This is a genomic window from Rummeliibacillus pycnus (genome assembly GCF_044359855.1).
Lineage (GTDB): Bacteria > Bacillota > Bacilli > Bacillales_A > Planococcaceae > Rummeliibacillus > Rummeliibacillus pycnus_A.
On sequence record NZ_CP132291.1, the window covers coordinates 2773224 to 2798413 of the forward strand.

The window sequence follows — 25190 nt, forward strand, 5'->3', positions numbered from 1 at the left end:
TTGTCGCTTCGCTCGAATAAAAACGGGGTAAGTAAAACAATTTCAAAAATAAGAATGAATAAATGGAAAAGGCGAAGAAGAAACGGTAACAAACCACATACAATGTTGAGCCTTTGCGGACACCTGAAGAAATAAAGGAGTTTAAAGATGCTTTACTGTATGTTTGCACTGAAAGAGATTGGTTTATGTTCGTTCTTGTTATCAATACAGGATTGAGAATCAGCGATCTTATAAAGTTGAAAGTAGGAGACATTCGAGGGAAATCAAATGTACAGGTCATTGAAGAAAAGAGAGGAAAAGTAAGAAAGTTATTTTTAGGCTCAATCCAAAATGAAATTATCCAATATTGCGAAGGTAAAGCAGATGAGGAATATTTATTCCCTAGCAAGAAAGGTGATAAGCCAATAAGCACCACTCAAGCATACAGGGTACTGGATAAAGTAGCTGACTGGTTGGGGCGGGAGGACATAGGCACTCATACAATGAGAAAAACATTCGGCTATCATTACTATAAGCAAACAAAAGATGTTGCAACGCTTATGGAAATATTCGGGCATTCGCACCCAAAGATAACTAAGGTTTATATAGGCATAAACGATGATGAAATAGAAAACAGTTTGAAAGGTTTCAAATTATAAGGTGAACAAAGTATTACTAGAAGTGAAATGAAGGTGAACAAATAAAAAGAGCAAACCATAATCATGGATTGCTCTTTTTAAAAAGTTAAGAACTAGTAAGTTTTATCGCCTATATTGTAAGATTCTAGTTTGATTTTATTGGTTTTAGAATCTCTCATATAAGTATATTCTTTCTTATCATTTTTCAAAGTCACATACACTAACAAAAATCTATCGCCAGTTTCCTTTGAATAATAAGGTGTAATTTCTGTTATATCTTTCTTATCAATCTTTTTAGTTTCTGTTAAGTAGGTTTCTACATCTTTTTTGATGGCGTATTTTTTATATTCCATATAACCAAAAATTGCACCAGCAATAACAATACAACTAATAATAAAAATTAAAAAATACTTTAATTTTTTATTCATCTATTCACCTCTTTTGTTACCACTTTTTGTCAATAAACTTGAACCCATTATAATCTACAGTAGCTGGATCTATGTAATCATATGGCTTTATTATACCTGGCACAATCCATTTCATTTGGTTGACCGATTGATAAAATATTTTGTATTCCTTACCAGCTTTCATATATGAGTGCCAAACTAATTGACTACAATAAGTATATTTTAACTTATATAAACTTGCTTTAGGAATATTATATGGTATATGTTTACCTTCAAAATAATTTTGAGCCATTTTCGCGGCCTTTTTCCCTAATGCTGCAGACTTTGGCCGTATAACTTTGGATTGTTTATATCTCTCATGCCATTTGCTTTCAGAAATTCGTTTTGGCCACGGTTCCTTTTTTCGTCCTGATGTATGAAGAATCGTTGTTTTATTAATATAGATACCTGTATGACCAACTATTCCCTTACCAGACATCCCCGGATTAGTGTCCTTTGTAATAATAATATCCCCCGCAATTGCGGCACTCGCTTTTGGTGCGAAAACTAACCCTGAAGATAAAAATAATAGAATTGACATAATAAATAATGTTATTTTTTTCATTTTATCCCACCTTTTCCTTTATATTAAAAGTGTATATTAATATAAAGAGAAAGCATATATAGCCAATTTACCGTTTTAATTGGATATTAAAGCATAATAAATATATACATATATATATAATTATAAATTTTATTATCAATATTTATATATTATTGATTAATATTTAAGTGTTATTAATAATATTTAAGTAATTGCATGACAAAAGCGTTGCTTTTATCATACTCAATCCAGCTTGTTGCCTCGTCTTTATTTTGCATTTAAAGGGGTGTAGGAGCGTTTTTAATAGTTGGTGGAAGTGCATCGAAAAAATTTAAAGGCGAAAATAGCAGGTTCTCGTAACCCTCACAAAATAAATAAAAAAAGAGCAGAGCCCTATGGTCACTACTCTATCCAAATAAGGAAAGAAGAAATAGAAAAAGTTAGGCTCTGCCTAACCCCACGATGTAATTGGGGGCATTTTTCCCTTATGCTCTTTCCTTCTTACTTCAACAATTAATTTTTTGAAGTATGTAAAAGAATGATAAAAAAAACTACCAATTCTAGCAAACTTGTTTTGCAGATTGATAGTCTTTAGTGTGCAATATGAGGTATAAAAATTGTTCGGAAAATAAAAAAAGCCATTCAACGTGACTATATAAGTGCGGGAACACTTATATACTCATCACATCGTATTCACGGTACGATGCAAATTTTTTGAGTAGTTTTCAAGTGTTTAAATTTGTCATTGAAGCGTTTGTATCGTTAAAACACGATACGAACGCTTTTTTTCTTCCCAAAAAGGAGAGAAATTATATGACAACATACACAGCAAACAATCAACGAATTCAACTTGGCTGCATAGTGTTTTACATCTTTAAAAACTAAGTAATGGTAATTTGTAAAAAAGAACACTTAGATGTTATATAAAGTATCGAATAGAAATTGATGATTTTATTGTATGCCTAAAGTTAGAATATCTAATAGAAGAAAATTAAATGATTATTCTTACCTCAAAGCACAAAATTACTTATTAAAGAACCAGCTAATCGAGTTGCAAAATCAACAGAAGACAGGGTATGAAGAATTTGTACATTAACATTGTTATTAGAGTTAACGGAAGTATTCTCAACAATTATTGAGAAGGTCCATGACTACCATACCAGGAGTAGATAAAGGATTTTTCACTTTATACGCTGAAAAATGCCAACTGTTCATCATGTCGAAGTGAATATAGAAAGTTTGTATAAATAGAAGTGATTCATTTTAATAGATAAACTAGGATTGAATTTATATTATTCTTTATTAAAATCAGATAAAAAACTGTTGACGGATATAAATATACATGATAATATAATCAAGTCGTTAAAACGAAACGACAAAAATGATATGAATCTTTCAAATGAAATAAATATTTGTTGACAACGGAGAAATGATCTGATATAATTTGAAAGTCGTCTGAAAAACGACGACAACTAATTAAATCTTTTATGAAAAAAGTTGTTGACAAAAAATAAGAGATTTGATATTATATAAAAGTTGCTTGATAGCAACGCAATAACATGAACCTTGAAAACTGAACAAGCAAGACGTTAATCAATAAACTTTGTTTACTAACTTCTGTTAGTGACAAGGACAAACAATAGATATCATCTTATAGATGATACGCTAGCAAAGCTAATGAGCTTTCAAACTTTACTTTTATGGAGAGTTTGATCCTGGCTCAGGACGAACGCTGGCGGCGTGCCTAATACATGCAAGTCGAGCGAATGATGAGGAGCTTGCTCCTCTGATTTAGCGGCGGACGGGTGAGTAACACGTGGGCAACCTGCCCTGTAGACTGGGATAACTTCGGGAAACCGGAGCTAATACCGGATAATCCATCTTCTCTCATGTGAAGATGTTGAAAGGCGCTTCGGCGTCACTACAGGATGGGCCCGCGGTGCATTAGCTAGTTGGTGGGGTAACGGCCTACCAAGGCAACGATGCATAGCCGACCTGAGAGGGTGATCGGCCACATTGGGACTGAGACACGGCCCAAACTCCTACGGGAGGCAGCAGTAGGGAATCTTCCACAATGGACGAAAGTCTGATGGAGCAACGCCGCGTGAGTGATGAAGGTTTTCGGATCGTAAAACTCTGTTGTAAGGGAAGAACAAGTACGTTAGGAAATGAACGTACCTTGACGGTACCTTATTAGAAAGCCACGGCTAACTACGTGCCAGCAGCCGCGGTAATACGTAGGTGGCAAGCGTTGTCCGGATTTATTGGGCGTAAAGCGCGCGCAGGTGGTTTCTTAAGTCTGATGTGAAAGCCCACGGCTCAACCGTGGAGGGTCATTGGAAACTGGGGAACTTGAGTGCAGAAGAGGATAGTGGAATTCCAAGTGTAGCGGTGAAATGCGTAGAGATTTGGAGGAACACCAGTGGCGAAGGCGACTGTCTGGTCTGTAACTGACACTGAGGCGCGAAAGCGTGGGGAGCAAACAGGATTAGATACCCTGGTAGTCCACGCCGTAAACGATGAGTGCTAAGTGTTAGGGGGTTTCCGCCCCTTAGTGCTGCAGCTAACGCATTAAGCACTCCGCCTGGGGAGTACGACCGCAAGGTTGAAACTCAAAGGAATTGACGGGGGCCCGCACAAGCGGTGGAGCATGTGGTTTAATTCGAAGCAACGCGAAGAACCTTACCAGGTCTTGACATCCCAGTGACCGCTCTAGAGATAGAGTTTTCCCTTCGGGGACATTGGTGACAGGTGGTGCATGGTTGTCGTCAGCTCGTGTCGTGAGATGTTGGGTTAAGTCCCGCAACGAGCGCAACCCTTAATCTTAGTTGCCATCATTCAGTTGGGCACTCTAAGGTGACTGCCGGTGACAAACCGGAGGAAGGTGGGGATGACGTCAAATCATCATGCCCCTTATGACCTGGGCTACACACGTGCTACAATGGACGGTACAAAGAGTCGCTAACTCGCGAGAGTACGCTAATCTCATAAAACCGTTCTCAGTTCGGATTGTAGGCTGCAACTCGCCTACATGAAGCCGGAATCGCTAGTAATCGCGGATCAGCATGCCGCGGTGAATACGTTCCCGGGCCTTGTACACACCGCCCGTCACACCACGAGAGTTTGTAACACCCGAAGTCGGTGAGGTAACCTTTTGGAGCCAGCCGCCGAAGGTGGGATAGATGATTGGGGTGAAGTCGTAACAAGGTAGCCGTATCGGAAGGTGCGGCTGGATCACCTCCTTTCTAAGGAATATTTCGGGAATAAGTTCTTGGAACTTATACGATTAACGCTTGCTGTTCAGTTTTGAAGGCTCATCGCTTTCAAAACTTGTTCTTTGAAAACTGGATAAAACGACATTGAAGAAATTCTTAAGTAACACATTTTTTATATTAAGTTTTAAATTTTTTAGGCTTAATAACTTATAGGTTAAGTTATTAAGGGCGCATGGCGGATGCCTTGGCACTAGAAGCCGATGAAGGACGGCACTAACACCGATATGCTTCGGGGAGCTGTAAGTAAGCTTTGATCCGGAGATTTCCGAATGGGGGAACCCACTGTTCGTAATGGGACAGTATCTTGACGTGAATACATAGCGTCATGATGGCAGACTCAGGGAACTGAAACATCTAAGTACCTGAAGGAAGAGAAAGAAATTTCGATTCCCTTAGTAGCGGCGAGCGAAACGGGAAGAGCCCAAACCAAGAGGCTTGCCTCTTGGGGTTGTAGGACACTCAACACGGAGTTACAAAGGAATGAGTTAGACGAAGCGGTTTGGAAAGACCCACCAAAGAAGGTAACAGTCCTGTAGTCAAAAGTTCATTCTCTCCTGAGTGGATCCTGAGTACGGCGGAACACGTGAAATTCCGTCGGAATCTGGGAGGACCATCTCCCAAGGCTAAATACTCTCTAGTGACCGATAGTGAACCAGTACCGTGAGGGAAAGGTGAAAAGCACCCCGGAAGGGGAGTGAAAGAGATCCTGAAACCATGTGCCTACAAGTAGTTAGAGCCCGTTAATGGGTGATAGCGTGCCTTTTGTAGAATGAACCGGCGAGTTACGATTACATGCAAGGTTAAGTTGAAAAGACGGAGCCGTAGCGAAAGCGAGTCTGAATAGGGCGAATGAGTATGTGGTTGTAGACCCGAAACCAGGTGATCTACCCATGTCCAGGGTGAAGGTAAGGTAACACTTACTGGAGGCCCGAACCCACGCACGTTGAAAAGTGCGGGGATGAGGTGTGGGTAGCGGAGAAATTCCAATCGAACCTGGAGATAGCTGGTTCTCTCCGAAATAGCTTTAGGGCTAGCCTCGTGATAGAGAATCCTGGAGGTAGAGCACTGTTTGGACTAGGGGTCCATCCCGGATTACCGAATTCAGACAAACTCCGAATGCCAGTGATTTATGCACGGGAGTCAGACTGCGAGTGATAAGATCCGTAGTCAAAGGGAAACAGCCCAGACCACCAGCTAAGGTCCCAAAGTAATTGTTAAGTGGAAAAGGATGTGGCGTTGCTTAGACAACCAGGATGTTGGCTCAGAAGCAGCCATCATTTAAAGAGTGCGTAATAGCTCACTGGTCGAGTGACGCTGCGCCGAAAATGTATCGGGGCTAAACAATTCACCGAAGCTGTGGATAGACATCTACGATGTCTGTGGTAGGAGAGCGTTCTAAGTGCTGAGAAGTCAGACCGGAAGGACTGGTGGAGCGCTTAGAAGTGAGAATGCCGGTATGAGTAGCGAAAGATGGGTGAGAATCCCATCCACCGAATGACTAAGGTTTCCTGAGGAAGGCTCGTCCTCTCAGGGTTAGTCGGGACCTAAGCCGAGGCCGATAGGCGTAGGCGATGGATAACAGGTTGATATTCCTGTACCACCTCCCTACCATTTGAGTAATGGGGGGACACAGTAGGATAGGGTAAGCGCACTGTTGGTTATGTGCGTCTAAATAGTAAGGCGTGAGAGTAGGCAAATCCGCTCTCTATAACGTTGAGCTATGATGGCGAGCTCGTATGAGCGAAGTTCCTGATTTCACACTGTCAAGAAAAGCCTCTAGCGAGGTAGGAGGTGCCCGTACCGCAAACCGACACAGGTAGTCGAGGAGAGAATCCTAAGGTGAGCGAGAGAACTCTCGTTAAGGAACTCGGCAAAATGACCCCGTAACTTCGGGAGAAGGGGTGCTCTAGTAGGGTGCAAGCCCGAGAGAGCCGCAGTGAATAGGCCCAGGCGACTGTTTAGCAAAAACACAGGTCTCTGCAAAACCGTAAGGTGACGTATAGGGGCTGACGCCTGCCCGGTGCTGGAAGGTTAAGGGGATTGCTTAGCGTAAGCGAAGGTGAGAACCGAAGCCCCAGTAAACGGCGGCCGTAACTATAACGGTCCTAAGGTAGCGAAATTCCTTGTCGGGTAAGTTCCGACCCGCACGAAAGGCGTAACGATCTGGGCACTGTCTCAACGAGAGACTCGGTGAAATTATAGTACCTGTGAAGATGCAGGTTACCCGCGACAGGACGGAAAGACCCCGTGGAGCTTTACTGTAGCCTGATATTGAATTTTGGTACAGCTTGTACAGGATAGGTAGGAGCCAGAGAGACCGGAGCGCCAGCTTCGGTGGAGGCGTCCTTGGGATACTACCCCAGCTGTATTGAAATTCTAACCCGTACCCCTTAGCGGGGTAGGAGACAGTGTCAGGCGGACAGTTTGACTGGGGCGGTCGCCTCCTAAAGAGTAACGGAGGCGCCCAAAGGTTCCCTCAGAATGGTTGGAAATCATTCGTAGAGTGTAAAGGCACAAGGGAGCTTGACTGCGAGACCTACAAGTCGAGCAGGGTCGAAAGACGGGCTTAGTGATCCGGTGGTTCCGCATGGAAGGGCCATCGCTCAACGGATAAAAGCTACCCCGGGGATAACAGGCTTATCTCCCCCAAGAGTCCACATCGACGGGGAGGTTTGGCACCTCGATGTCGGCTCATCGCATCCTGGGGCTGTAGTCGGTCCCAAGGGTTGGGCTGTTCGCCCATTAAAGCGGTACGCGAGCTGGGTTCAGAACGTCGTGAGACAGTTCGGTCCCTATCCGTCGTGGGCGTAGGAAATTTGAGAGGAGCTGTCCTTAGTACGAGAGGACCGGGATGGACACACCGCTGGTGTACCAGTTGTTCTGCCAAGAGCATCGCTGGGTAGCTATGTGTGGACGGGATAAGTGCTGAAAGCATCTAAGCATGAAGCCCCCCTCAAGATGAGATTTCCCATTACGCAAGTAAGTAAGATCCCTTGAAGACGACAAGGTAGATAGGTTCGAGGTGGAAGTGTGGTGACACATGGAGCTGACGAATACTAATAGATCGAGGACTTAACCAAAAGTTGATTTAAGAACTTCAATGAATGTTTATCCAGTTTTGAGAGAACAATCTCAATAGTCTAGTAATGATGGCAAAGAGGTCACACCTGTTCCCATGCCGAACACAGAAGTTAAGCTCTTTAGCGCCAATGGTAGTTGGGGGCTGTCCCCCTGCGAGAGTAGGACGTTGCTAGGCACACTTAAAGCACAACTGATTATTCAGTTGTGCTTTTTTGCGTTTAAATTTGTTGGAAATAAGAAATTGCTAATTAAATTCTAATCAACTTTTTAAAGAAGTTTCGTTAACTTTTCATCACTAGCTGTCAAAATAGAGAATGTAAAAAGCTTTACTATACATTTTAGGAGGAATGCAAATGAATAATAAAACAGTAATTCCGGTTTTAGAGCAATAATTTTAGGAACTAATTTATACTCTACTGCTTCTGCCTGCAACTTATGTTAAAGTTGAAAAAGAGTCCAATGACAACGGAATTGATGGCGGAGAAAATGAAAGTATATACAATATAAGAGAATTAAATGAGGATTATACTTTTAGTTTCCAAAATAGTTTTACTGTTAAACGGATAAAGTATAATTTTATTTAGAATGCAAAAGGTAGAAAAGAAAGTGATGGTCTAATATCTTGGATCGCTTTTAAAGAGAAGCCTTGCATTATAGAAAAGAGGAGGAAAATATTCTCTTAAATAAATGAAGAAGGGGTTATTAGTATGAAATTAAAAGGCCAGCTGTTGAGTGCCTTCTTAGTAGCATTAGTTTCACTTATAGGATTTAGCTGCATAGCCATTCTTATAAGTGATCATAAAATTGTTCAATTTGACCAAACGATTATTTCCTTTATTCAAGGGCTAGAGTCACCGTTACTTACTATAATCATGAAGTTTTTCACATATTTGGGTTCATTTCCTGTGGTAATGGTTCTATTTATTGTCGTTTCGTATTATTTATATATAGTGTTAAAGCATCGAGCAGAATTCCTATTGTTTAGCACGGTAATAATAGGGACGGTAATCTTAAATGGGATTTTAAAGCAGTTGTTTCATCGAGCACGTCCAGACTTTCATCGATTAATCGAAGCAGGCGGCTATAGTTTTCCAAGTGGGCATGCAATGAGTGCATTTTCCTTTTATGGAATTGTTGCATTCTTGTTATGGCGTCATATTCCAAACCGGTTAGGCCGTACTGCTCTAATTTTGGTAAGTATTATATTTATCCTAATGATTGGTATTAGCCGGATTTATCTTGGTGTACATTATCCAAGCGATATAGTTGGAGGTTACTTTGCCAGCGGTTTATGGCTAACAATAGCTATTTGGTTCTTCCAAAGATATAAAGAAAAGCAATATGAAAGAAGCCATCGTTCTTAGTATGAAGAATCTGTTAATTTCTAATAATTAGTGGGAGTTAATATTGAGAGGAGAGCTAATTTGGAAAATTGGATTATTGAAGTAATGAATTCATATGGATATATAGGTATACTCCTCTTAATTGCTTTAGAAAATATTTTCCCACCTATTCCATCTGAAGTAATTTTAACATTTAGTGGATTCCTGACGACTACATCGGATGCAACTGTGATAGGTGTAATTATCTTTTCAACAATTGGTTCAGTAGTTGGGGCTATTGTTTTATACGGTATTGGTCTACTTCTTGACGTACATAGACTAGAGAAAATAGTTGATAGATGGGGGCATATACTAAGATTAACGCGAAAGGATATTCGCAAAGCAGATGCTTGGTTTCATAAGTTTGGGGTTTGGGCAGTATTAGTGGGAAGGCTTGTCCCATTGGTTAGAAGTTTAATTTCTATTCCAGCTGGCATGGCACATATGAACTTTGGCGTATTCTTATTATTTACGACAATCGGTTCGCTAATTTGGAATAGTATTTTAGTAAATGTGGGAGCAGCGGTAGGCTCTTCATGGAGTACAATCGCTGGCTATATGGATACATACTCTAATGTTGTAGTCATAATTTTAGCTGTACTCTTTGTATTGTTTGTTATGTGGTTTATCAGAAGTAGGAAGAAGTAATCAAATCTATTTGCTGTAGTGCGTTCTTTTGGGCGTATCTACAGTTTTTTATTTGTTAGAAGTGGTATTATTAGCTTTTTCTATAAATTTGTTTACTATGTTTGGCGTTTTACCTACAATAAATAGAAAAGAAATACAGAATTATTTAGCGGGAGGGATAATGTATGAGATTTGAGTACATATTATTTGATTTAGATGGTACGTTAACAGACCCGAAGGAAGGTATTTCAAAAAGTATTGCTTATGCATTAAAAAAATTGAATTCAGTAAGTTTAGATGAACAAACTTTGGAATTATTTATTGGTCCCCCATTAATGGAATCTTTTTGCGAGTTTTGCGGATTTGATCCACAAAAGGCAGAGAAAGCAATTGAGTATTATCGTGAAAGATTTCAACAAGTTGGTTTATATGAAAACAAAGTATATCCTGGAATTGACGAATTACTTTCTTTATTGAAGAAAAAAGGGGTAAAGTTAGCAGTGGCTACATCAAAGCTAACTATTTTTGCTGAAGAAATACTAAATTATTTTAATTTAAATCAGTATTTTGATGTGGTGGTAGGGAGTAATTTAGATGGTACACAATCAGCTAAACATGAAGTCATACAAGAAGTTTTAAAACAGTTATCCTCCCCGTCTAAACAAAGTGTTGTTATGATTGGTGATCGTAAATATGACATTATTGGTGCGCAAAAAGAAGGAATTACAAGCATTGGTGTATGTTACGGATATGGTAGCCGAGAAGAGTTGGAATTAGCAAAGCCTGAAGGCATTGTCCAAGATATACAGGAGTTAAGCAAATATTTATTGAATGTCTAATAAATGATTTAAATACGACTTGCTGAAATTGATTTTTGTTAATATAAGAGAAACGCACTTTCCAAATAATGTGCGTTTCTCTTTTTTTAATCAAACAATTTAAAATTCCTGAAAAGTTGAGAATAAAATTATATTGCCTTCGTTGTACTTAGTGAAAAAGCTTTTTCAATAGCAAAAGGAGACAAGTGTATGACATGTTCTACGAAAAATTTTATCGTGCGTTTAAAAAAACAAAAAGAAGATGCCCTTGAATTTGTAATCGATGTCTATATGCCACTAGTGAAAGCAATAGCCTATAAAATCTTACAGCCACTAGCTAAAAGTGACACAGTGGATGAATGTGTAAACGATGTATTTTTATCGGTGTGGCAAAATGCAAAGCAATTTAATGGAGAACAAGAGGACTTTAAGAAATGGATTGGGATGATTGCGAAATACAAGGCGATTGATCTATACCGAATTTTAGAAAAACAGCAATCGCGCGAGGAGCAGCTTGAAATGGAGAAGCAGTTTACAGATAAAAAGGATTTACAGCAACAACTTTTGCAACGTGAGCAAAAGAATGAACTGCTTTTTGCATTAAGTAAGCTAGATATACTTGATCGGGATATTTTTGTCATGAAGTATTTTTTAGGAATGAAAAATACCGAGATAGCAGAAAAATTGAATATAACAAAAGCAGCTGTTGATAATCGCCTTTATAGAGGAAAGCGAAAACTAGCGAATACTATTCAGTTAAGGGAGAGTTTTATATGACAAAAAATTATAAAGACTGGACGGGTTTAAATATTGAAGATATTGAGCCAGTTGAAGTGTCGGAAACAGAGAAACAAAGGGTTAAGCGATTTGTGTTTGGATCAAAGAGTAGAAGAAAAACATCTACGCTATATCGTAATATTGTTGCGGCAGCTGTTATAACAATTGGTGTAGTTACGACAACAGGTTTTGCATTTCCTTCAGTTGCATCTCAAATCCCATTTATGAAGAATGTGATCAGTTATTTTCAAGATGAAGATAACTTCTATGAAAAGTATGATGAGTTTTCTACAACTATCGGACAGGTTCAAACCAGTAACGGGGTATCTGTTATGATCGATAATGCAGTATATGATGGTACTTCTATCACTATTTCTTATGCAATTGAAACGAAGAAAGACTTGGGAGGAAACCCAATGATAGCTGGTTCACCTTCGGTAGAGAATACAATTGGAACATCAGGTGGCTCATCATTAAAGAAAATAAGTGATACTAAATATGTAGGAGTAGATAAAATAACACCAATTTATAAGGGAGACGGCAAGGGAACGAATACTGTACAAGTAAGCTGGCAGCCAGAAGCATTTACTAACATTACCTCTGGTACAAAAGTAAAGGGAGATTGGTCCTTTGAATTCTCTTTAGATAAAGTAGAAGGTAAGACTCAACTTGTAAATCAGACAAGTGAATCGAAAGGACTCAAAATAATTTTACAGTCATTTGAAAAGACAGATGTTTCGACTGTTCTAAATTACCAGCAAACCGTTGATCCTAAAATTCTTGAAAAGTGGAAAGACGTTTCAACAATTTTAGATGTTGTAGATGATGTTGGAACGACTTATCATATAGAGGGGAATGGTGGAACTAGTCATAATCAAGGGGCGAAATCTCAATTTAGTGACACGATGAATGTTATTAACGAAAAAGCAACAAAATTAATCATTACACCAACTGTTATTCTAAGTCTGGGTGAAGGAAAAGGCCATGAAGAACGGAAAATGAAACCGATTGAAATTGATTTGAAAAAGGAAAAGTAATTTGCAACAGACTAGACAACAAGGGCTTCCATCTAATGAATATACGAAAGCATTTGCTAAGAAATATTTGATAATATTACAACCAAAAAGCCAAGGCAGGAACGATCCACTGCTCTTGGCTTTAAATTTATGAAGGATTGTATTAATCGCTCTATAGCATCAATTAGTATGCAGACCAACCAGCGTCAGCTGCTACTACTTGCCCGTTGATAAAGCTTGATTCTTCAGAACCTAAGAATAATGCAAGCTGTGCAATTTCTTCTGGTTGACCACCACGTGGCATAATGGCCATACCTAGATTTTGACGAGCTGCTCCTAATTCACTCATATTTGTCATGGTTGAGCCGATGTTTGTTGCTACGCCACCAGGAGCAATGCCGTTACAACGAATATTTTTATCTGCATACATAAAGGCAGTGTTTTTAGTTAAACCAACAACAGCATGTTTTGAAGCAGTGTATGCAGCACCAGCACGAGCGCCATAAAGACCACCTGCTGAAATGTTGTTGACGATTACGCCATGGCCTTGTTCTAGGAAGATGTTAGTTGCGATACGCATTGATTTCATAACGCCAGTTGTATTAACGGAGAATACTAAATCCCAACGGTTGTCGTCTACTTCGCCAACTGGTTGCATACCATCCATGATGCCTGCATTATTGACGATAATATCTAATTTACCGTATTTTTCAATCGCTAAATCATACATTGCTTGAAGATCTGCTTCTTCGGCAACATTTGTTTTGATAGCTACAGCGATACCACCGTTTTCTTTAATACCATCTACAATGGCTTCTGCACCTTCAAGATTCAAATCGGAGGCAACGACTTTTGCGCCTTCTTTTGCATATAATTCTGCTATAGCTTTACCCATACCAGATGCTGCACCAGTGACGATGGCTACTTTATTTTCTAAACGCATATCAATCTCTCCTTTAATATTTATCTATCAAACATTTGTTCAATAAATATTGTATAATACATAAGAAAACGGTTTCAATAAGCAAAATTAAGATAAATAGTAGGTTATTAAACAGATTAAAGAATAAGTGTTCAATAAGTGAGGAACCCCATTTATGAATAAAAATGATTTACGTGTTATTAAAACAAAAAAAGCACTTCATCAGGCTTTAATCGAATTAATCAATGAAAAGGATTACGAGGATATTTCTATTACAGATATATGTAAGGTGGGCCAAGTAAATAGAGGAACATTCTATGGGCATTATGTACAGAAGGAAGATCTGTTTAACGAAGTCATGGAGAGAATAATGAATGACTTTTTTAAAGCATATTTTGAACCGTACTCACATCAACCGATACTTAACATGGCTACATTAAAAAGTGAGACAATTGGTATTTTTCAACACATATTAGAGTACAAGCAGTTTTATCAAATGGTCTTTTCTTATGAAAGCACCATCAAGTTTCACAATATCTTTAGTGAAAAAATTAAAGAATGGATCAAGGAAGAAATAGAACAATACAAATACAAACATAATGGCATAGATGTAGATTTATATGCTTCCTATCAAACTTATGCCATCATCGGTATGATTGTAGAATGGGTGAATCGTAATTTTTCGTATTCAGTTTCCTATATGAATGAGCAACTTACGAAGATATTGCAGTTGAAGGACTAAGAAGAAAGCTATAAAAAGATGGGGGGGCAATAAGTGAATTAGCCCCCCGTATAGTTGAAATATTTATAATCTATTTTTGATTTTACACTACATATAGAGGTGGTACGAGAAACCCCCTACTGGAAAAGCAATCTGCATCATGACGAAGCGGCTCAAGGCTTGCCCACGTAAAGCAAGTGCCAGAGCGCACATTTCTATTATCTAATTTTTAATATTATCTTAAGCTATTTCTTATGAAAGTGTACTTTTTAGACAGCCTCATAAATATTCTATTCCTCATTTAAAGAAATAATCATAAACATTTTTAGTTAATAATGAGCATGTAACAATGATAAATAATACTCGTACATAGCCAGTCCCTTGTTTCAAGGCAAATTTAGAGCCGGCTATAGCACCGAATATTTGTGCAATGCCCATTGGTATTCCATAGGCATAATGGATTTGCCCTAAGGACATGAACATCAGTAATGCTGCAATATTACTTCCGAAGTTTAAGAATCGAGCATTCCCTGCAGCCTTTAGAAAATCAAAACCAACCATTAAAAAGGCAAAGATAAGAAAAGACCCTGTACCAGGTCCTAAGAAACCATCGTAAAAACCACATGCGAAGATCACTACAATAAATAGAACAAGTTTAGCTGGCGATAATTTTTTATATGTAGAAATGCTTCCCCAATCCTTTTTGAAGATGGTATATACAGCCACTGCTGCAAGCATAATGAGCATTAGTGGCTTCAAAACATCCGGATTCATCAAATGGACAATCCATGCACCTAGTGCTGAACCAACAAATACTAATGGAAAAAACTTTGCAACAGATTTGAAATCCATTTTTCCGGAACGGTAAAAAGTAATAGTACTAGTAAAAGATCCCATTGTTCCTGCAAGCTTGTTTGTTGCAACTGCTGCAGCAGGTGAGAGGCCAACAAATAATAACGCTGGTAATCCAATTAAACCTCCTCCACCAACAACGGAATCAATAAACGCTGCCAAAAACCCAAAAATTACAAGAATTAATAATAATGAAAAATTAATATCTAAATCAAACGGCATCAAATTAACCTCCTGCTTAGTAACTACTAAAATAGTAACTAAAATCCTTTTGATTGTAAATAGTTCAAAAAAATTTGGTATGATTAAGATAAGAGAAAAACGGAGGAATGCAAAATGGAGAACTTAGTGCAGCAGCTAAAGTCAATTGGATTCACTGAATATGAAGCAAAATCCTATGTTTCCTTAGTCAAACAGGGAACAGTAACTGCTTACCAAGTAAGTAAAAATTCTGGTATACCACGAGCACGAATCTATGATATTTTGAAAACCCTCGTAGAAAAAGGGATTGTCTTAAAAGAGGAAAAAACGGATGGTGCTGTTTATTCACCACTACCCGTCGATGTCTTTCTAGAAAGAGCACAATCCACTTGGGAAACAAATTATCAAAGTTTGAGCAAAAAGCTAAAGCAGCTAGAAACAACAGAAGAAAAACCAGACAATCGAGTGCTTACATTAAAAGAAAAAATGGCGATTATTAGCTATTGCAAATCACTCATTAAAAAAGCCCAAAAGCGAATTATTATTTCAATGTGGGACGATATGTATGGAGAGTTAAGAAATGATTTAGAAGAAGTAGCTGAAAATGTCCAAATTCAAGGTATTACATTGCATGTTAATCACCCTGCAAAAGGTGTAGATTTACACAGAATTACTCATTTTACAGAAGCACCGACAAGCACAAAATGGTTTGTCCTATCTATTGATGCAAAGGAAATGATATATGGGTCATGCTTAGATGAGCGTGAATTGGCATTTTATACAGATGATCCAGTGCATATCTATCTATTGGAAGATTATGTTTGGCATGATGTTTTAGTAAATCGATTGGTCAGACGAAGCCAAGATAACCTAGAACAGTGGGTATCCACTGAACGCAAAAAATTCTTTATGGAAGAATAGCTTGTGGATAAGGGATGAAAAGTTATGCACCTGTGGATAGCAAGGGATGGAACGTTGAAGGAGGGTATAAGGTGGATGAATAAATTATCCACTTAGAAAGATTACCAAAACTTCATATATACTACATTAACAAAAAGATAAGCCCTTGCTCAGGGCTTAAATCATTCTATATGTTATATGTGATTACCGTAGCAACCCTCCCTTTAAAAAGAGAAAGTTGCGGGTAATTTCAAATAAATCAAAGCAATCTATTTAAGTACAAGGATTTTCAGATTTCGAAGAATTTCAAAAGGTGTCATCTCAGGTGAATCGTTTTGAAATGATCGAGGTTAAGAAAAGCTGAATTTGTTCGTGCTGTTTTTATTTCTACAATTTTCCCTACGATATTATTTACTTTTCCAATATAATCACTTTTTTCGCCAATATTAATAATAATAAGTTCATTTTTCATTTTTTCTACTTGGATTGCTAAATCTCTTGATAAGGGCTCATTATAAGGTTGAATATCAAAAGTATGATCTGCTAATCCATAAGGCTTTTGATTAAAAGAATACGGAATAAGCCATTTCAAATGTTTTAATGCAATATACATTGTTTTATAGATAGGAGATTGAAATACAATATAGTCATTCATAATATTTGAAATATAGCCATGCAAAGGAATCTTACCGGTTACATAAATTTCAGTGTACATTCCTTGGGCTTGGGTAAGAACCTGTGTCAGGGTTAAATCTTCTTTCTCTTTATTTGTAATAGTAGGAGGTTCTGAAGGTACATCAATCTCATCCCCATTATTGGTATTCACCAATAAATTTTGTATATGGTCAATAGGAATGTAAAGATAATCCGTTCCATTAAATAGAACAACTATTTCACTGCTTATATCAATGATAGAACCTTTAAGAAATTTACCACCTGATATCTCAAGCTCTACTATTTCTTTATCAAAATTTTGGAGTAATTTATCCAATGTCACCATCCTCTTTAGTCAAATTTTCTACGAAACGATTTTAGTTTACTAAACCAATATATAAGCCTATTGGTTTAATAAATGTCCACTCCTATTAAAGAGATACAATTGTTTCTCGTCATGACTATATTGAGTATTCTTATTTTAATCGATCATTCTTTAATTGAAGGTACATTTTTTCAGCATACTTCATTAATGCGTAATATTGCTTTTCTAAAGTTATCTTTTCTTCTCTTGGACTGATTTGGTTTATAGGATAGGAATCAGATGGTGATTGGTTATATTCTGGATAGTTAGTTAAAATATTTGAATCCGCATCAAGACTAACTTCTTTGTGAGATTTATGTTTTGGAATACATAATGAGTTACAAAACAGAGGCTCGGTATGGTGATTGTTAGGATCTGTATTATAATAATAGACTTCGTAACCTTTATCAAAGGAGCTTTGCTCTGTTTTTAAAAGTTTTTTATTTTTTAAAGAAAAGGTCGCATCTGCAATTTTTTTTTGAAATGCGTTAGATTTGGTTAGCTTAAATTTTCTATTTCTATTTTTTCTATTTCTCTTGATTGGTAACGGATTAAGATAGTCTACTATAGAATCATTGGATTCATTATCATATTGAAATTTTTCAGTATTCAATGATGTAACATAAGTATCTTGGGTTGACTTTGTCTCTGCATGTATCTGTGTATTATTCATTTCTGAATTTTTATCATCTGTTTCATCATTATTATGTCGTTTTTTAATGAAATCGAAGTACTCTTGTGGTGTCATCTTATTTTTTGATTTTTGTTCTCTAATAATTTTCTCTTCTTGAGCATGAATGTTTTGGTTCCCTGAAAGTTGAACAGATTCAGGCTCATAAGATTGAACAGGCTTAGTCATAGAAAGTAGGATAGACTCAGGTTCGGAAGGTAGGATAGGTTCGTATTCCGTGTGTAGAGCAGACTCAAAAGTTGGAATAGTGTCGGATACAGGAGATAGGACAGATTCGGGTGCAGAAGGTAGAACAGGGGCGGGTTCAGGAGATGGAACAGACTCATGTTCCAAAAGTGGAACGAGTTCGGGTTCAGGAAGTTGATTCGACTCTTCTTTTGAGGATAGGGATTGATCAGTATCTTCTGTAACATCTTCTGTAACATCATTTTCTTGATGATGTTCAATACTTTCATAAACTCCTTTATAGATATCGGATATATATGATTTTTGTACAAATAGTTGTTCTGTATTGTTTAGTAATATAATGTGGTCTTCATAAATCCTGCTTAACAATCCAGCAAATGTCTTATTAGTCATGCAATTTATGGTTACCCATTTGTATTTCAAGTCATCCAAAACATCGGTTAAATTATTTCTGTTGAGATATGGAACTACTTGGGTTGATACCCGAAAGTCTTTAGCGTTTTTTGAACATGCATGAATTTGATTGAGTGCAAAATAAATTACACTTTGATCCACTTTTACGATAAGGTGATCTCGCTTAACATTTAATAAGACGCCTTGGATAAATTGGTTATCATTAAGATAAAAACCAATTTTCTTACCCACAAGACCCCCTATTGAATTTTCAAAGTTACCCTCTACCAATTAGGGGGCCCCTTTCATTATTTATTCTTTAAAAAAATTATGCCATACTTTCAGTTGTTGAAAGCTATTCCGTTGTCGTTTAGTATAGCTTTTCTTCAGGGATCTTGCTTATATTAGAGGGATTTTATTCTTTTTTCGCATTTCCTTCTTTGTCCTTTGCGTCTTCTACCTCTTCTTTTTCAATCTTAAGCCCATAGTTAATGCTTCGAATATGGAACATGGAAACTCTAATGATTTCTTCGTTCAAGATAATTGTTAAGTAATCATCAGTAATTTCGTCTAGAACACCCTCTAACTTTTCAGGCCCACCTCGATTAATTTTCACCCATTGAAATCTTAGGTCACCTAGAACACTTTTGAAGTCCTTTCCTTGTAAAAATTCAAAGTTTTCAGGTATTACGGTGTTGAATTCCATACCGCCTTTGGAATCATGTGTTATGCTTTTGATATGTTGTGTTTTATAGTAGATAACTCCGTCATTTTCTGTAAGTACTGTAATATGATCTTCTTCAGCAGCTAACAACATTCCAGTAGTGTTTTCAGGCCCACCTCTATCTACTTTAATGACTTGATTCACTAAAGTACTTAACATTTCTTTATTCATTCCCTTGCCCTCCTTTTTTTGTTCTTACTATCCATATGTATCATTAAGTGGGTAGCTAATGTCAAAAGCCCAATATTAATCAATAAGTTTTATTTTGGGTAAATCAAAATTTTAACTAATATATGTTCATCATTTGGAATTTGGTACTAGATTTATAACATCTGAAGCGGATTGTTTTAAAGGATGGAAAAGGATATATCTATTATGCCCTAATCTATTTAGTCGTTTTTTTATAAATACAAGACGGAATATCTATACTAAATAGCAAAATAGGATTATTCCTTTTTCAGGAGCTTATTACGATTAATGTACTTTACTCATGTACAGTCGATAAAAATCGATTATTACATAATAACGTTTGCAATAAAGAGGAGTATCGAGATAATGTTCGGGACCGTTTTTTTTCAAAAATGATTACTAAATGAACAACTAAGTACTCTATTAATATAGGTACACCTGAATTAGGTTTTGTAAAGTATATGAAAACTCATTTGCGTCTTTAAATTTATCGTCATAGTAGAATGGGATTTTGCTTATCTAAATTAAGAGGTGTTTCTGCAAAATCTTATTTATTTTATATACCTTTTAATTAAGATAATGATATGTGAGTTCTACAATGGGAAATTATCGTGTTTATGATTTAGGATCTTCTGTAATAGAAGAAACGCATATAATTTATAAAATATAATAAATATCTATAAAAATATGTTGACTCTAATATGAATGACATGTTATATTATTTAAGTCGCTAAGAGACAAAACGAAAAAAACATATTCTCAAAAAAAGTTGTTGACATCGTTAATCAGACTTGATATAATAATCAAGTCGCTAAGTGAGTGGCGTAAAATGAACCTTGAAAACTGAACAAGCAAGACGTTAATCAATAAACTTTGTTTACTAACTTCTGTTAGTAACAAGGACAAACAATAGATATCATCTTATAGATGATACGCTAGCAAAGCTAATGAGCTTTCAAACTTTACTTTTATGGAGAGTTTGATCCTGGCTCAGGACGAACGCTGGCGGCGTGCCTAATACATGCAAGTCGAGCGAATGATGAGGAGCTTGCTCCTCTGATTTAGCGGCGGACGGGTGAGTAACACGTGGGCAACCTGCCCTGTAGACTGGGATAACTTCGGGAAACCGGAGCTAATACCGGATAATCCATTTTACCTCATGGTGAAATGTTGAAAGGCGCTTTCGGGCGTCACTACAGGATGGGCCCGCGGTGCATTAGCTAGTTGGTGGGGTAACGGCCTACCAAGGCAACGATGCATAGCCGACCTGAGAGGGTGATCGGCCACATTGGGACTGAGACACGGCCCAAACTCCTACGGGAGGCAGCAGTAGGGAATCTTCCACAATGGACGAAAGTCTGATGGAGCAACGCCGCGTGAGTGATGAAGGTTTTCGGATCGTAAAACTCTGTTGTAAGGGAAGAACAAGTACGTTAGGAAATGAACGTACCTTGACGGTACCTTATTAGAAAGCCACGGCTAACTACGTGCCAGCAGCCGCGGTAATACGTAGGTGGCAAGCGTTGTCCGGATTTATTGGGCGTAAAGCGCGCGCAGGTGGTTTCTTAAGTCTGATGTGAAAGCCCACGGCTCAACCGTGGAGGGTCATTGGAAACTGGGGAACTTGAGTGCAGAAGAGGATAGTGGAATTCCAAGTGTAGCGGTGAAATGCGTAGAGATTTGGAGGAACACCAGTGGCGAAGGCGACTGTCTGGTCTGTAACTGACACTGAGGCGCGAAAGCGTGGGGAGCAAACAGGATTAGATACCCTGGTAGTCCACGCCGTAAACGATGAGTGCTAAGTGTTAGGGGGTTTCCGCCCCTTAGTGCTGCAGCTAACGCATTAAGCACTCCGCCTGGGGAGTACGACCGCAAGGTTGAAACTCAAAGGAATTGACGGGGGCCCGCACAAGCGGTGGAGCATGTGGTTTAATTCGAAGCAACGCGAAGAACCTTACCAGGTCTTGACATCCCAGTGACCGCTCTAGAGATAGAGTTTTCCCTTCGGGGACATTGGTGACAGGTGGTGCATGGTTGTCGTCAGCTCGTGTCGTGAGATGTTGGGTTAAGTCCCGCAACGAGCGCAACCCTTAATCTTAGTTGCCATCATTCAGTTGGGCACTCTAAGGTGACTGCCGGTGACAAACCGGAGGAAGGTGGGGATGACGTCAAATCATCATGCCCCTTATGACCTGGGCTACACACGTGCTACAATGGACGGTACAAAGAGTCGCTAACTCGCGAGAGTACGCTAATCTCATAAAACCGTTCTCAGTTCGGATTGTAGGCTGCAACTCGCCTACATGAAGCCGGAATCGCTAGTAATCGCGGATCAGCATGCCGCGGTGAATACGTTCCCGGGCCTTGTACACACCGCCCGTCACACCACGAGAGTTTGTAACACCCGAAGTCGGTGAGGTAACCTTTTGGAGCCAGCCGCCGAAGGTGGGATAGATGATTGGGGTGAAGTCGTAACAAGGTAGCCGTATCGGAAGGTGCGGCTGGATCACCTCCTTTCTAAGGAATATTTCGGAAATAAGTTCTTGGAACTTATACGATTAACGCTTGCTGTTCAGTTTTGAAGGCTCATCGCTTTCAAAACTTGTTCTTTGAAAACTGGATAAAACGACATTGAAGAAATTCTTAAGTAACACATTTTTTATATTAAGTTTTAAATTTTTTAGGCTTAATAACTTATAGGTTAAGTTATTAAGGGCGCATGGCGGATGCCTTGGCACTAGAAGCCGATGAAGGACGGCACTAACACCGATATGCTTCGGGGAGCTGTAAGTAAGCTTTGATCCGGAGATTTCCGAATGGGGGAACCCACTGTTCGTAATGGGACAGTATCTTGACGTGAATACATAGCGTCATGATGGCAGACTCAGGGAACTGAAACATCTAAGTACCTGAAGGAAGAGAAAGAAATTTCGATTCCCTTAGTAGCGGCGAGCGAAACGGGAAGAGCCCAAACCAAGAGGCTTGCCTCTTGGGGTTGTAGGACACTCAACACGGAGTTACAAAGGAATGAGTTAGACGAAGCGGTTTGGAAAGACCCACCAAAGAAGGTAACAGTCCTGTAGTCAAAAGTTCATTCTCTCCTGAGTGGATCCTGAGTACGGCGGAACACGTGAAATTCCGTCGGAATCTGGGAGGACCATCTCCCAAGGCTAAATACTCTCTAGTGACCGATAGTGAACCAGTACCGTGAGGGAAAGGTGAAAAGCACCCCGGAAGGGGAGTGAAAGAGATCCTGAAACCATGTGCCTACAAGTAGTTAGAGCCCGTTAATGGGTGATAGCGTGCCTTTTGTAGAATGAACCGGCGAGTTACGATTACATGCAAGGTTAAGTTGAAAAGACGGAGCCGTAGCGAAAGCGAGTCTGAATAGGGCGAATGAGTATGTGGTTGTAGACCCGAAACCAGGTGATCTACCCATGTCCAGGGTGAAGGTAAGGTAACACTTACTGGAGGCCCGAACCCACGCACGTTGAAAAGTGCGGGGATGAGGTGTGGGTAGCGGAGAAATTCCAATCGAACCTGGAGATAGCTGGTTCTCTCCGAAATAGCTTTAGGGCTAGCCTCGTGATAGAGAATCCTGGAGGTAGAGCACTGTTTGGACTAGGGGTCCATCCCGGATTACCGAATTCAGACAAACTCCGAATGCCAGTGATTTATGCACGGGAGTCAGACTGCGAGTGATAAGATCCGTAGTCAAAAGGGAAACAGCCCAGACCACCAGCTAAGGTCCCAAAGTAATTGTTAAGTGGAAAAGGATGTGGCGTTGCTTAGACAACCAGGATGTTGGCTCAGAAGCAGCCATCATTTAAAGAGTGCGTAATAGCTCACTGGTCGAGTGACGCTGCGCCGAAAATGTATCGGGGCTAAACAATTCACCGAAGCTGTGGATAGACATCTACGATGTCTGTGGTAGGAGAGCGTTCTAAGTGCTGAGAAGTCAGACCGGAAGGACTGGTGGAGCGCTTAGAAGTGAGAATGCCGGTATGAGTAGCGAAAGATGGGTGAGAATCCCATCCACCGAATGACTAAGGTTTCCTGAGGAAGGCTCGTCCTCTCAGGGTTAGTCGGGACCTAAGCCGAGGCCGATAGGCGTAGGCGATGGATAACAGGTTGATATTCCTGTACCACCTCCCTACCATTTGAGTAATGGGGGGACACAGTAGGATAGGGTAAGCGCACTGTTGGTTATGTGCGTCTAAATAGTAAGGCGTGAGAGTAGGCAAATCCGCTCTCTATAACGTTGAGCTATGATGGCGAGCTCGTATGAGCGAAGTTCCTGATTTCACACTGTCAAGAAAAGCCTCTAGCGAGGTAGGAGGTGCCCGTACCGCAAACCGACACAGGTAGTCGAGGAGAGAATCCTAAGGTGAGCGAGAGAACTCTCGTTAAGGAACTCGGCAAAATGACCCCGTAACTTCGGGAGAAGGGGTGCTCTAGTAGGGTGCAAGCCCGAGAGAGCCGCAGTGAATAGGCCCAGGCGACTGTTTAGCAAAAACACAGGTCTCTGCAAAACCGTAAGGTGACGTATAGGGGCTGACGCCTGCCCGGTGCTGGAAGGTTAAGGGGATTGCTTAGCGTAAGCGAAGGTGAGAACCGAAGCCCCAGTAAACGGCGGCCGTAACTATAACGGTCCTAAGGTAGCGAAATTCCTTGTCGGGTAAGTTCCGACCCGCACGAAAGGCGTAACGATCTGGGCACTGTCTCAACGAGAGACTCGGTGAAATTATAGTACCTGTGAAGATGCAGGTTACCCGCGACAGGACGGAAAGACCCCGTGGAGCTTTACTGTAGCCTGATATTGAATTTTGGTACAGCTTGTACAGGATAGGTAGGAGCCAGAGAGACCGGAGCGCCAGCTTCGGTGGAGGCGTCCTTGGGATACTACCCCAGCTGTATTGAAATTCTAACCCGTACCCCTTAGCGGGGTAGGAGACAGTGTCAGGCGGACAGTTTGACTGGGGCGGTCGCCTCCTAAAGAGTAACGGAGGCGCCCAAAGGTTCCCTCAGAATGGTTGGAAATCATTCGTAGAGTGTAAAGGCACAAGGGAGCTTGACTGCGAGACCTACAAGTCGAGCAGGGTCGAAAGACGGGCTTAGTGATCCGGTGGTTCCGCATGGAAGGGCCATCGCTCAACGGATAAAAGCTACCCCGGGGATAACAGGCTTATCTCCCCCAAGAGTCCACATCGACGGGGAGGTTTGGCACCTCGATGTCGGCTCATCGCATCCTGGGGCTGTAGTCGGTCCCAAGGGTTGGGCTGTTCGCCCATTAAAGCGGTACGCGAGCTGGGTTCAGAACGTCGTGAGACAGTTCGGTCCCTATCCGTCGTGGGCGTAGGAAATTTGAGAGGAGCTGTCCTTAGTACGAGAGGACCGGGATGGACACACCGCTGGTGTACCAGTTGTTCTGCCAAGAGCATCGCTGGGTAGCTATGTGTGGACGGGATAAGTGCTGAAAGCATCTAAGCATGAAGCCCCCCTCAAGATGAGATTTCCCATTACGCAAGTAAGTAAGATCCCTTGAAGACGACAAGGTAGATAGGTTCGAGGTGGAAGTGTGGTGACACATGGAGCTGACGAATACTAATAGATCGAGGACTTAACCAAAAGTTGATTTAAGAACTTCAATGAATGTTTATCCAGTTTTGAGAGAACAATCTCAATAGTCTAGTAATGATGGCAAAGAGGTCACACCTGTTCCCATGCCGAACACAGAAGTTAAGCTCTTTAGCGCCAATGGTAGTTGGGGGCTGTCCCCCTGCGAGAGTAGGACGTTGCTAGGCTATATA

The 25190-nt window shown here is 39.8% G+C and carries 15 protein-coding genes and 6 rRNA genes; 14 read left to right on the top strand and 7 right to left on the bottom strand.

Features of this window, described 5'->3' with window-relative positions; genetic code table 11:
- The first annotated feature begins 113 nt into the window (after nt 1-113).
- A complete protein-coding gene (locus Q8X41_RS13660) occupies nt 114-638 on the top strand; it encodes a tyrosine-type recombinase/integrase (protein WP_397536842.1) in 525 nt (174 codons plus the stop codon).
- Between the two features lie 92 nt (nt 639-730).
- Here Q8X41_RS13660 and Q8X41_RS13665 read toward each other — a convergent pair whose 3' ends face one another.
- Together Q8X41_RS13665 and Q8X41_RS13670 are read right to left on the bottom strand one after the other, a co-directional pair.
- A complete protein-coding gene (locus Q8X41_RS13665; RefSeq protein WP_397536843.1) occupies nt 731-1045 on the bottom strand; it encodes a DUF3139 domain-containing protein in 315 nt (104 codons plus the stop codon).
- 16 nt (nt 1046-1061) lie between these two features.
- Nucleotides 1062-1628 carry a hypothetical protein gene (locus Q8X41_RS13670; RefSeq protein WP_397536844.1) on the bottom strand — a complete coding sequence of 189 codons (567 nt, stop codon included), beginning with the start codon at nt 1626-1628 and terminating at the stop codon, nt 1062-1064.
- A 1676-nt stretch (nt 1629-3304) separates the two neighbouring features.
- Here Q8X41_RS13670 and Q8X41_RS13675 point away from each other — a divergent pair.
- The 8 genes from Q8X41_RS13675 (at nt 3305) to Q8X41_RS13710 (ending at nt 12604) form a co-directional block, all read left to right on the top strand.
- Nucleotides 3305-4852 (top strand): 16S ribosomal RNA (locus tag Q8X41_RS13675).
- Between the two features lie 182 nt (nt 4853-5034).
- A 23S ribosomal RNA gene (locus tag Q8X41_RS13680) occupies nt 5035-7962 on the top strand.
- Nucleotides 7963-8021: 59 nt separating this feature from the next.
- Nucleotides 8022-8138, top strand: a 5S ribosomal RNA gene (gene rrf, locus Q8X41_RS13685).
- The 16S, 23S and 5S rRNA genes sit together here, the layout of an rRNA operon.
- A 532-nt stretch (nt 8139-8670) precedes the next feature.
- The gene (locus Q8X41_RS13690) at nt 8671-9327 is read left to right on the top strand and encodes a phosphatase PAP2 family protein (protein WP_397536845.1); all 657 of its coding nucleotides are present in this window, start codon (nt 8671-8673) and stop codon (nt 9325-9327) included.
- A 60-nt stretch (nt 9328-9387) separates the two neighbouring features.
- Nucleotides 9388-9993 carry a DedA family protein gene (locus tag Q8X41_RS13695; RefSeq protein ID WP_397536846.1) on the top strand — a complete coding sequence of 202 codons (606 nt, stop codon included), beginning with the start codon at nt 9388-9390 and terminating at the stop codon, nt 9991-9993.
- 164 nt (nt 9994-10157) lie between these two features.
- Nucleotides 10158-10811 carry an HAD-IA family hydrolase gene (locus tag Q8X41_RS13700; protein ID WP_397536847.1) on the top strand — a complete coding sequence of 218 codons (654 nt, stop codon included), beginning with the start codon at nt 10158-10160 and terminating at the stop codon, nt 10809-10811.
- Nucleotides 10812-11000: 189 nt separating this feature from the next.
- Complete coding sequence (locus Q8X41_RS13705) at nt 11001-11567, top strand: sigma-70 family RNA polymerase sigma factor (RefSeq protein WP_397536848.1); 567 nt, start codon at nt 11001-11003, stop codon at nt 11565-11567.
- Complete coding sequence (locus Q8X41_RS13710) at nt 11564-12604, top strand: DUF4179 domain-containing protein (protein WP_397536849.1); 1041 nt, start codon at nt 11564-11566, stop codon at nt 12602-12604. The genes Q8X41_RS13705 and Q8X41_RS13710 overlap by 4 nt, the downstream gene beginning before the upstream one ends.
- A 163-nt stretch (nt 12605-12767) precedes the next feature.
- On the opposite strand, the gene Q8X41_RS13715 is transcribed toward Q8X41_RS13710, so the two are convergent.
- Nucleotides 12768-13526 carry an SDR family oxidoreductase gene (locus Q8X41_RS13715; RefSeq protein ID WP_397536850.1) on the bottom strand — a complete coding sequence of 253 codons (759 nt, stop codon included), beginning with the start codon at nt 13524-13526 and terminating at the stop codon, nt 12768-12770.
- Nucleotides 13527-13680: 154 nt separating this feature from the next.
- On the opposite strand from Q8X41_RS13715, the gene Q8X41_RS13720 reads away from it, so the two are divergent.
- Nucleotides 13681-14247 (top strand): TetR/AcrR family transcriptional regulator, encoded by a 567-nt coding sequence (locus Q8X41_RS13720; protein ID WP_397536851.1) that lies wholly within the window; start codon nt 13681-13683, stop codon nt 14245-14247.
- Nucleotides 14248-14523: 276 nt separating this feature from the next.
- Here Q8X41_RS13720 and Q8X41_RS13725 read toward each other — a convergent pair whose 3' ends face one another.
- A complete protein-coding gene (locus Q8X41_RS13725; protein WP_397536852.1) occupies nt 14524-15300 on the bottom strand; it encodes a TSUP family transporter in 777 nt (258 codons plus the stop codon).
- 114 nt (nt 15301-15414) lie between these two features.
- Here Q8X41_RS13725 and Q8X41_RS13730 point away from each other — a divergent pair, with 114 nt between their 5' ends.
- Nucleotides 15415-16200, top strand: coding sequence for a TrmB family transcriptional regulator (locus tag Q8X41_RS13730; RefSeq protein WP_397536853.1), 786 nt, complete (start codon nt 15415-15417; stop codon nt 16198-16200).
- A gap of 295 nt (nt 16201-16495) precedes the next feature.
- Here Q8X41_RS13730 and Q8X41_RS13735 read toward each other — a convergent pair whose 3' ends face one another.
- The 3 genes from Q8X41_RS13735 to Q8X41_RS13745 all read right to left on the bottom strand — a co-directional run bounded on the left by Q8X41_RS13735 (nt 16496) and on the right by Q8X41_RS13745 (nt 19362).
- Entirely contained in the window at nt 16496-17170 is a 675-nt protein-coding gene (locus Q8X41_RS13735) for a DUF2642 domain-containing protein (protein WP_397536854.1), read from the bottom strand.
- A 139-nt stretch (nt 17171-17309) separates the two neighbouring features.
- The gene (locus Q8X41_RS13740) at nt 17310-18758 is read right to left on the bottom strand and encodes a hypothetical protein (RefSeq protein WP_397536855.1); all 1449 of its coding nucleotides are present in this window, start codon (nt 18756-18758) and stop codon (nt 17310-17312) included.
- 124 nt (nt 18759-18882) lie between these two features.
- Nucleotides 18883-19362 carry a hypothetical protein gene (locus Q8X41_RS13745; protein ID WP_397536856.1) on the bottom strand — a complete coding sequence of 160 codons (480 nt, stop codon included), beginning with the start codon at nt 19360-19362 and terminating at the stop codon, nt 18883-18885.
- A 985-nt stretch (nt 19363-20347) separates the two neighbouring features.
- Between Q8X41_RS13745 and Q8X41_RS13750 the strand changes: the two genes are divergently transcribed.
- The 3 genes from Q8X41_RS13750 to rrf (Q8X41_RS13760) all read left to right on the top strand — a co-directional run bounded on the left by Q8X41_RS13750 (nt 20348) and on the right by rrf (Q8X41_RS13760) (nt 25184).
- Nucleotides 20348-21897 (top strand): 16S ribosomal RNA (locus tag Q8X41_RS13750).
- A 182-nt stretch (nt 21898-22079) separates the two neighbouring features.
- Nucleotides 22080-25008 (top strand): 23S ribosomal RNA (locus tag Q8X41_RS13755).
- A gap of 59 nt (nt 25009-25067) precedes the next feature.
- A 5S ribosomal RNA gene (rrf, locus tag Q8X41_RS13760) occupies nt 25068-25184 on the top strand.
- Nucleotides 25185-25190: the final 6 nt, after the last annotated feature.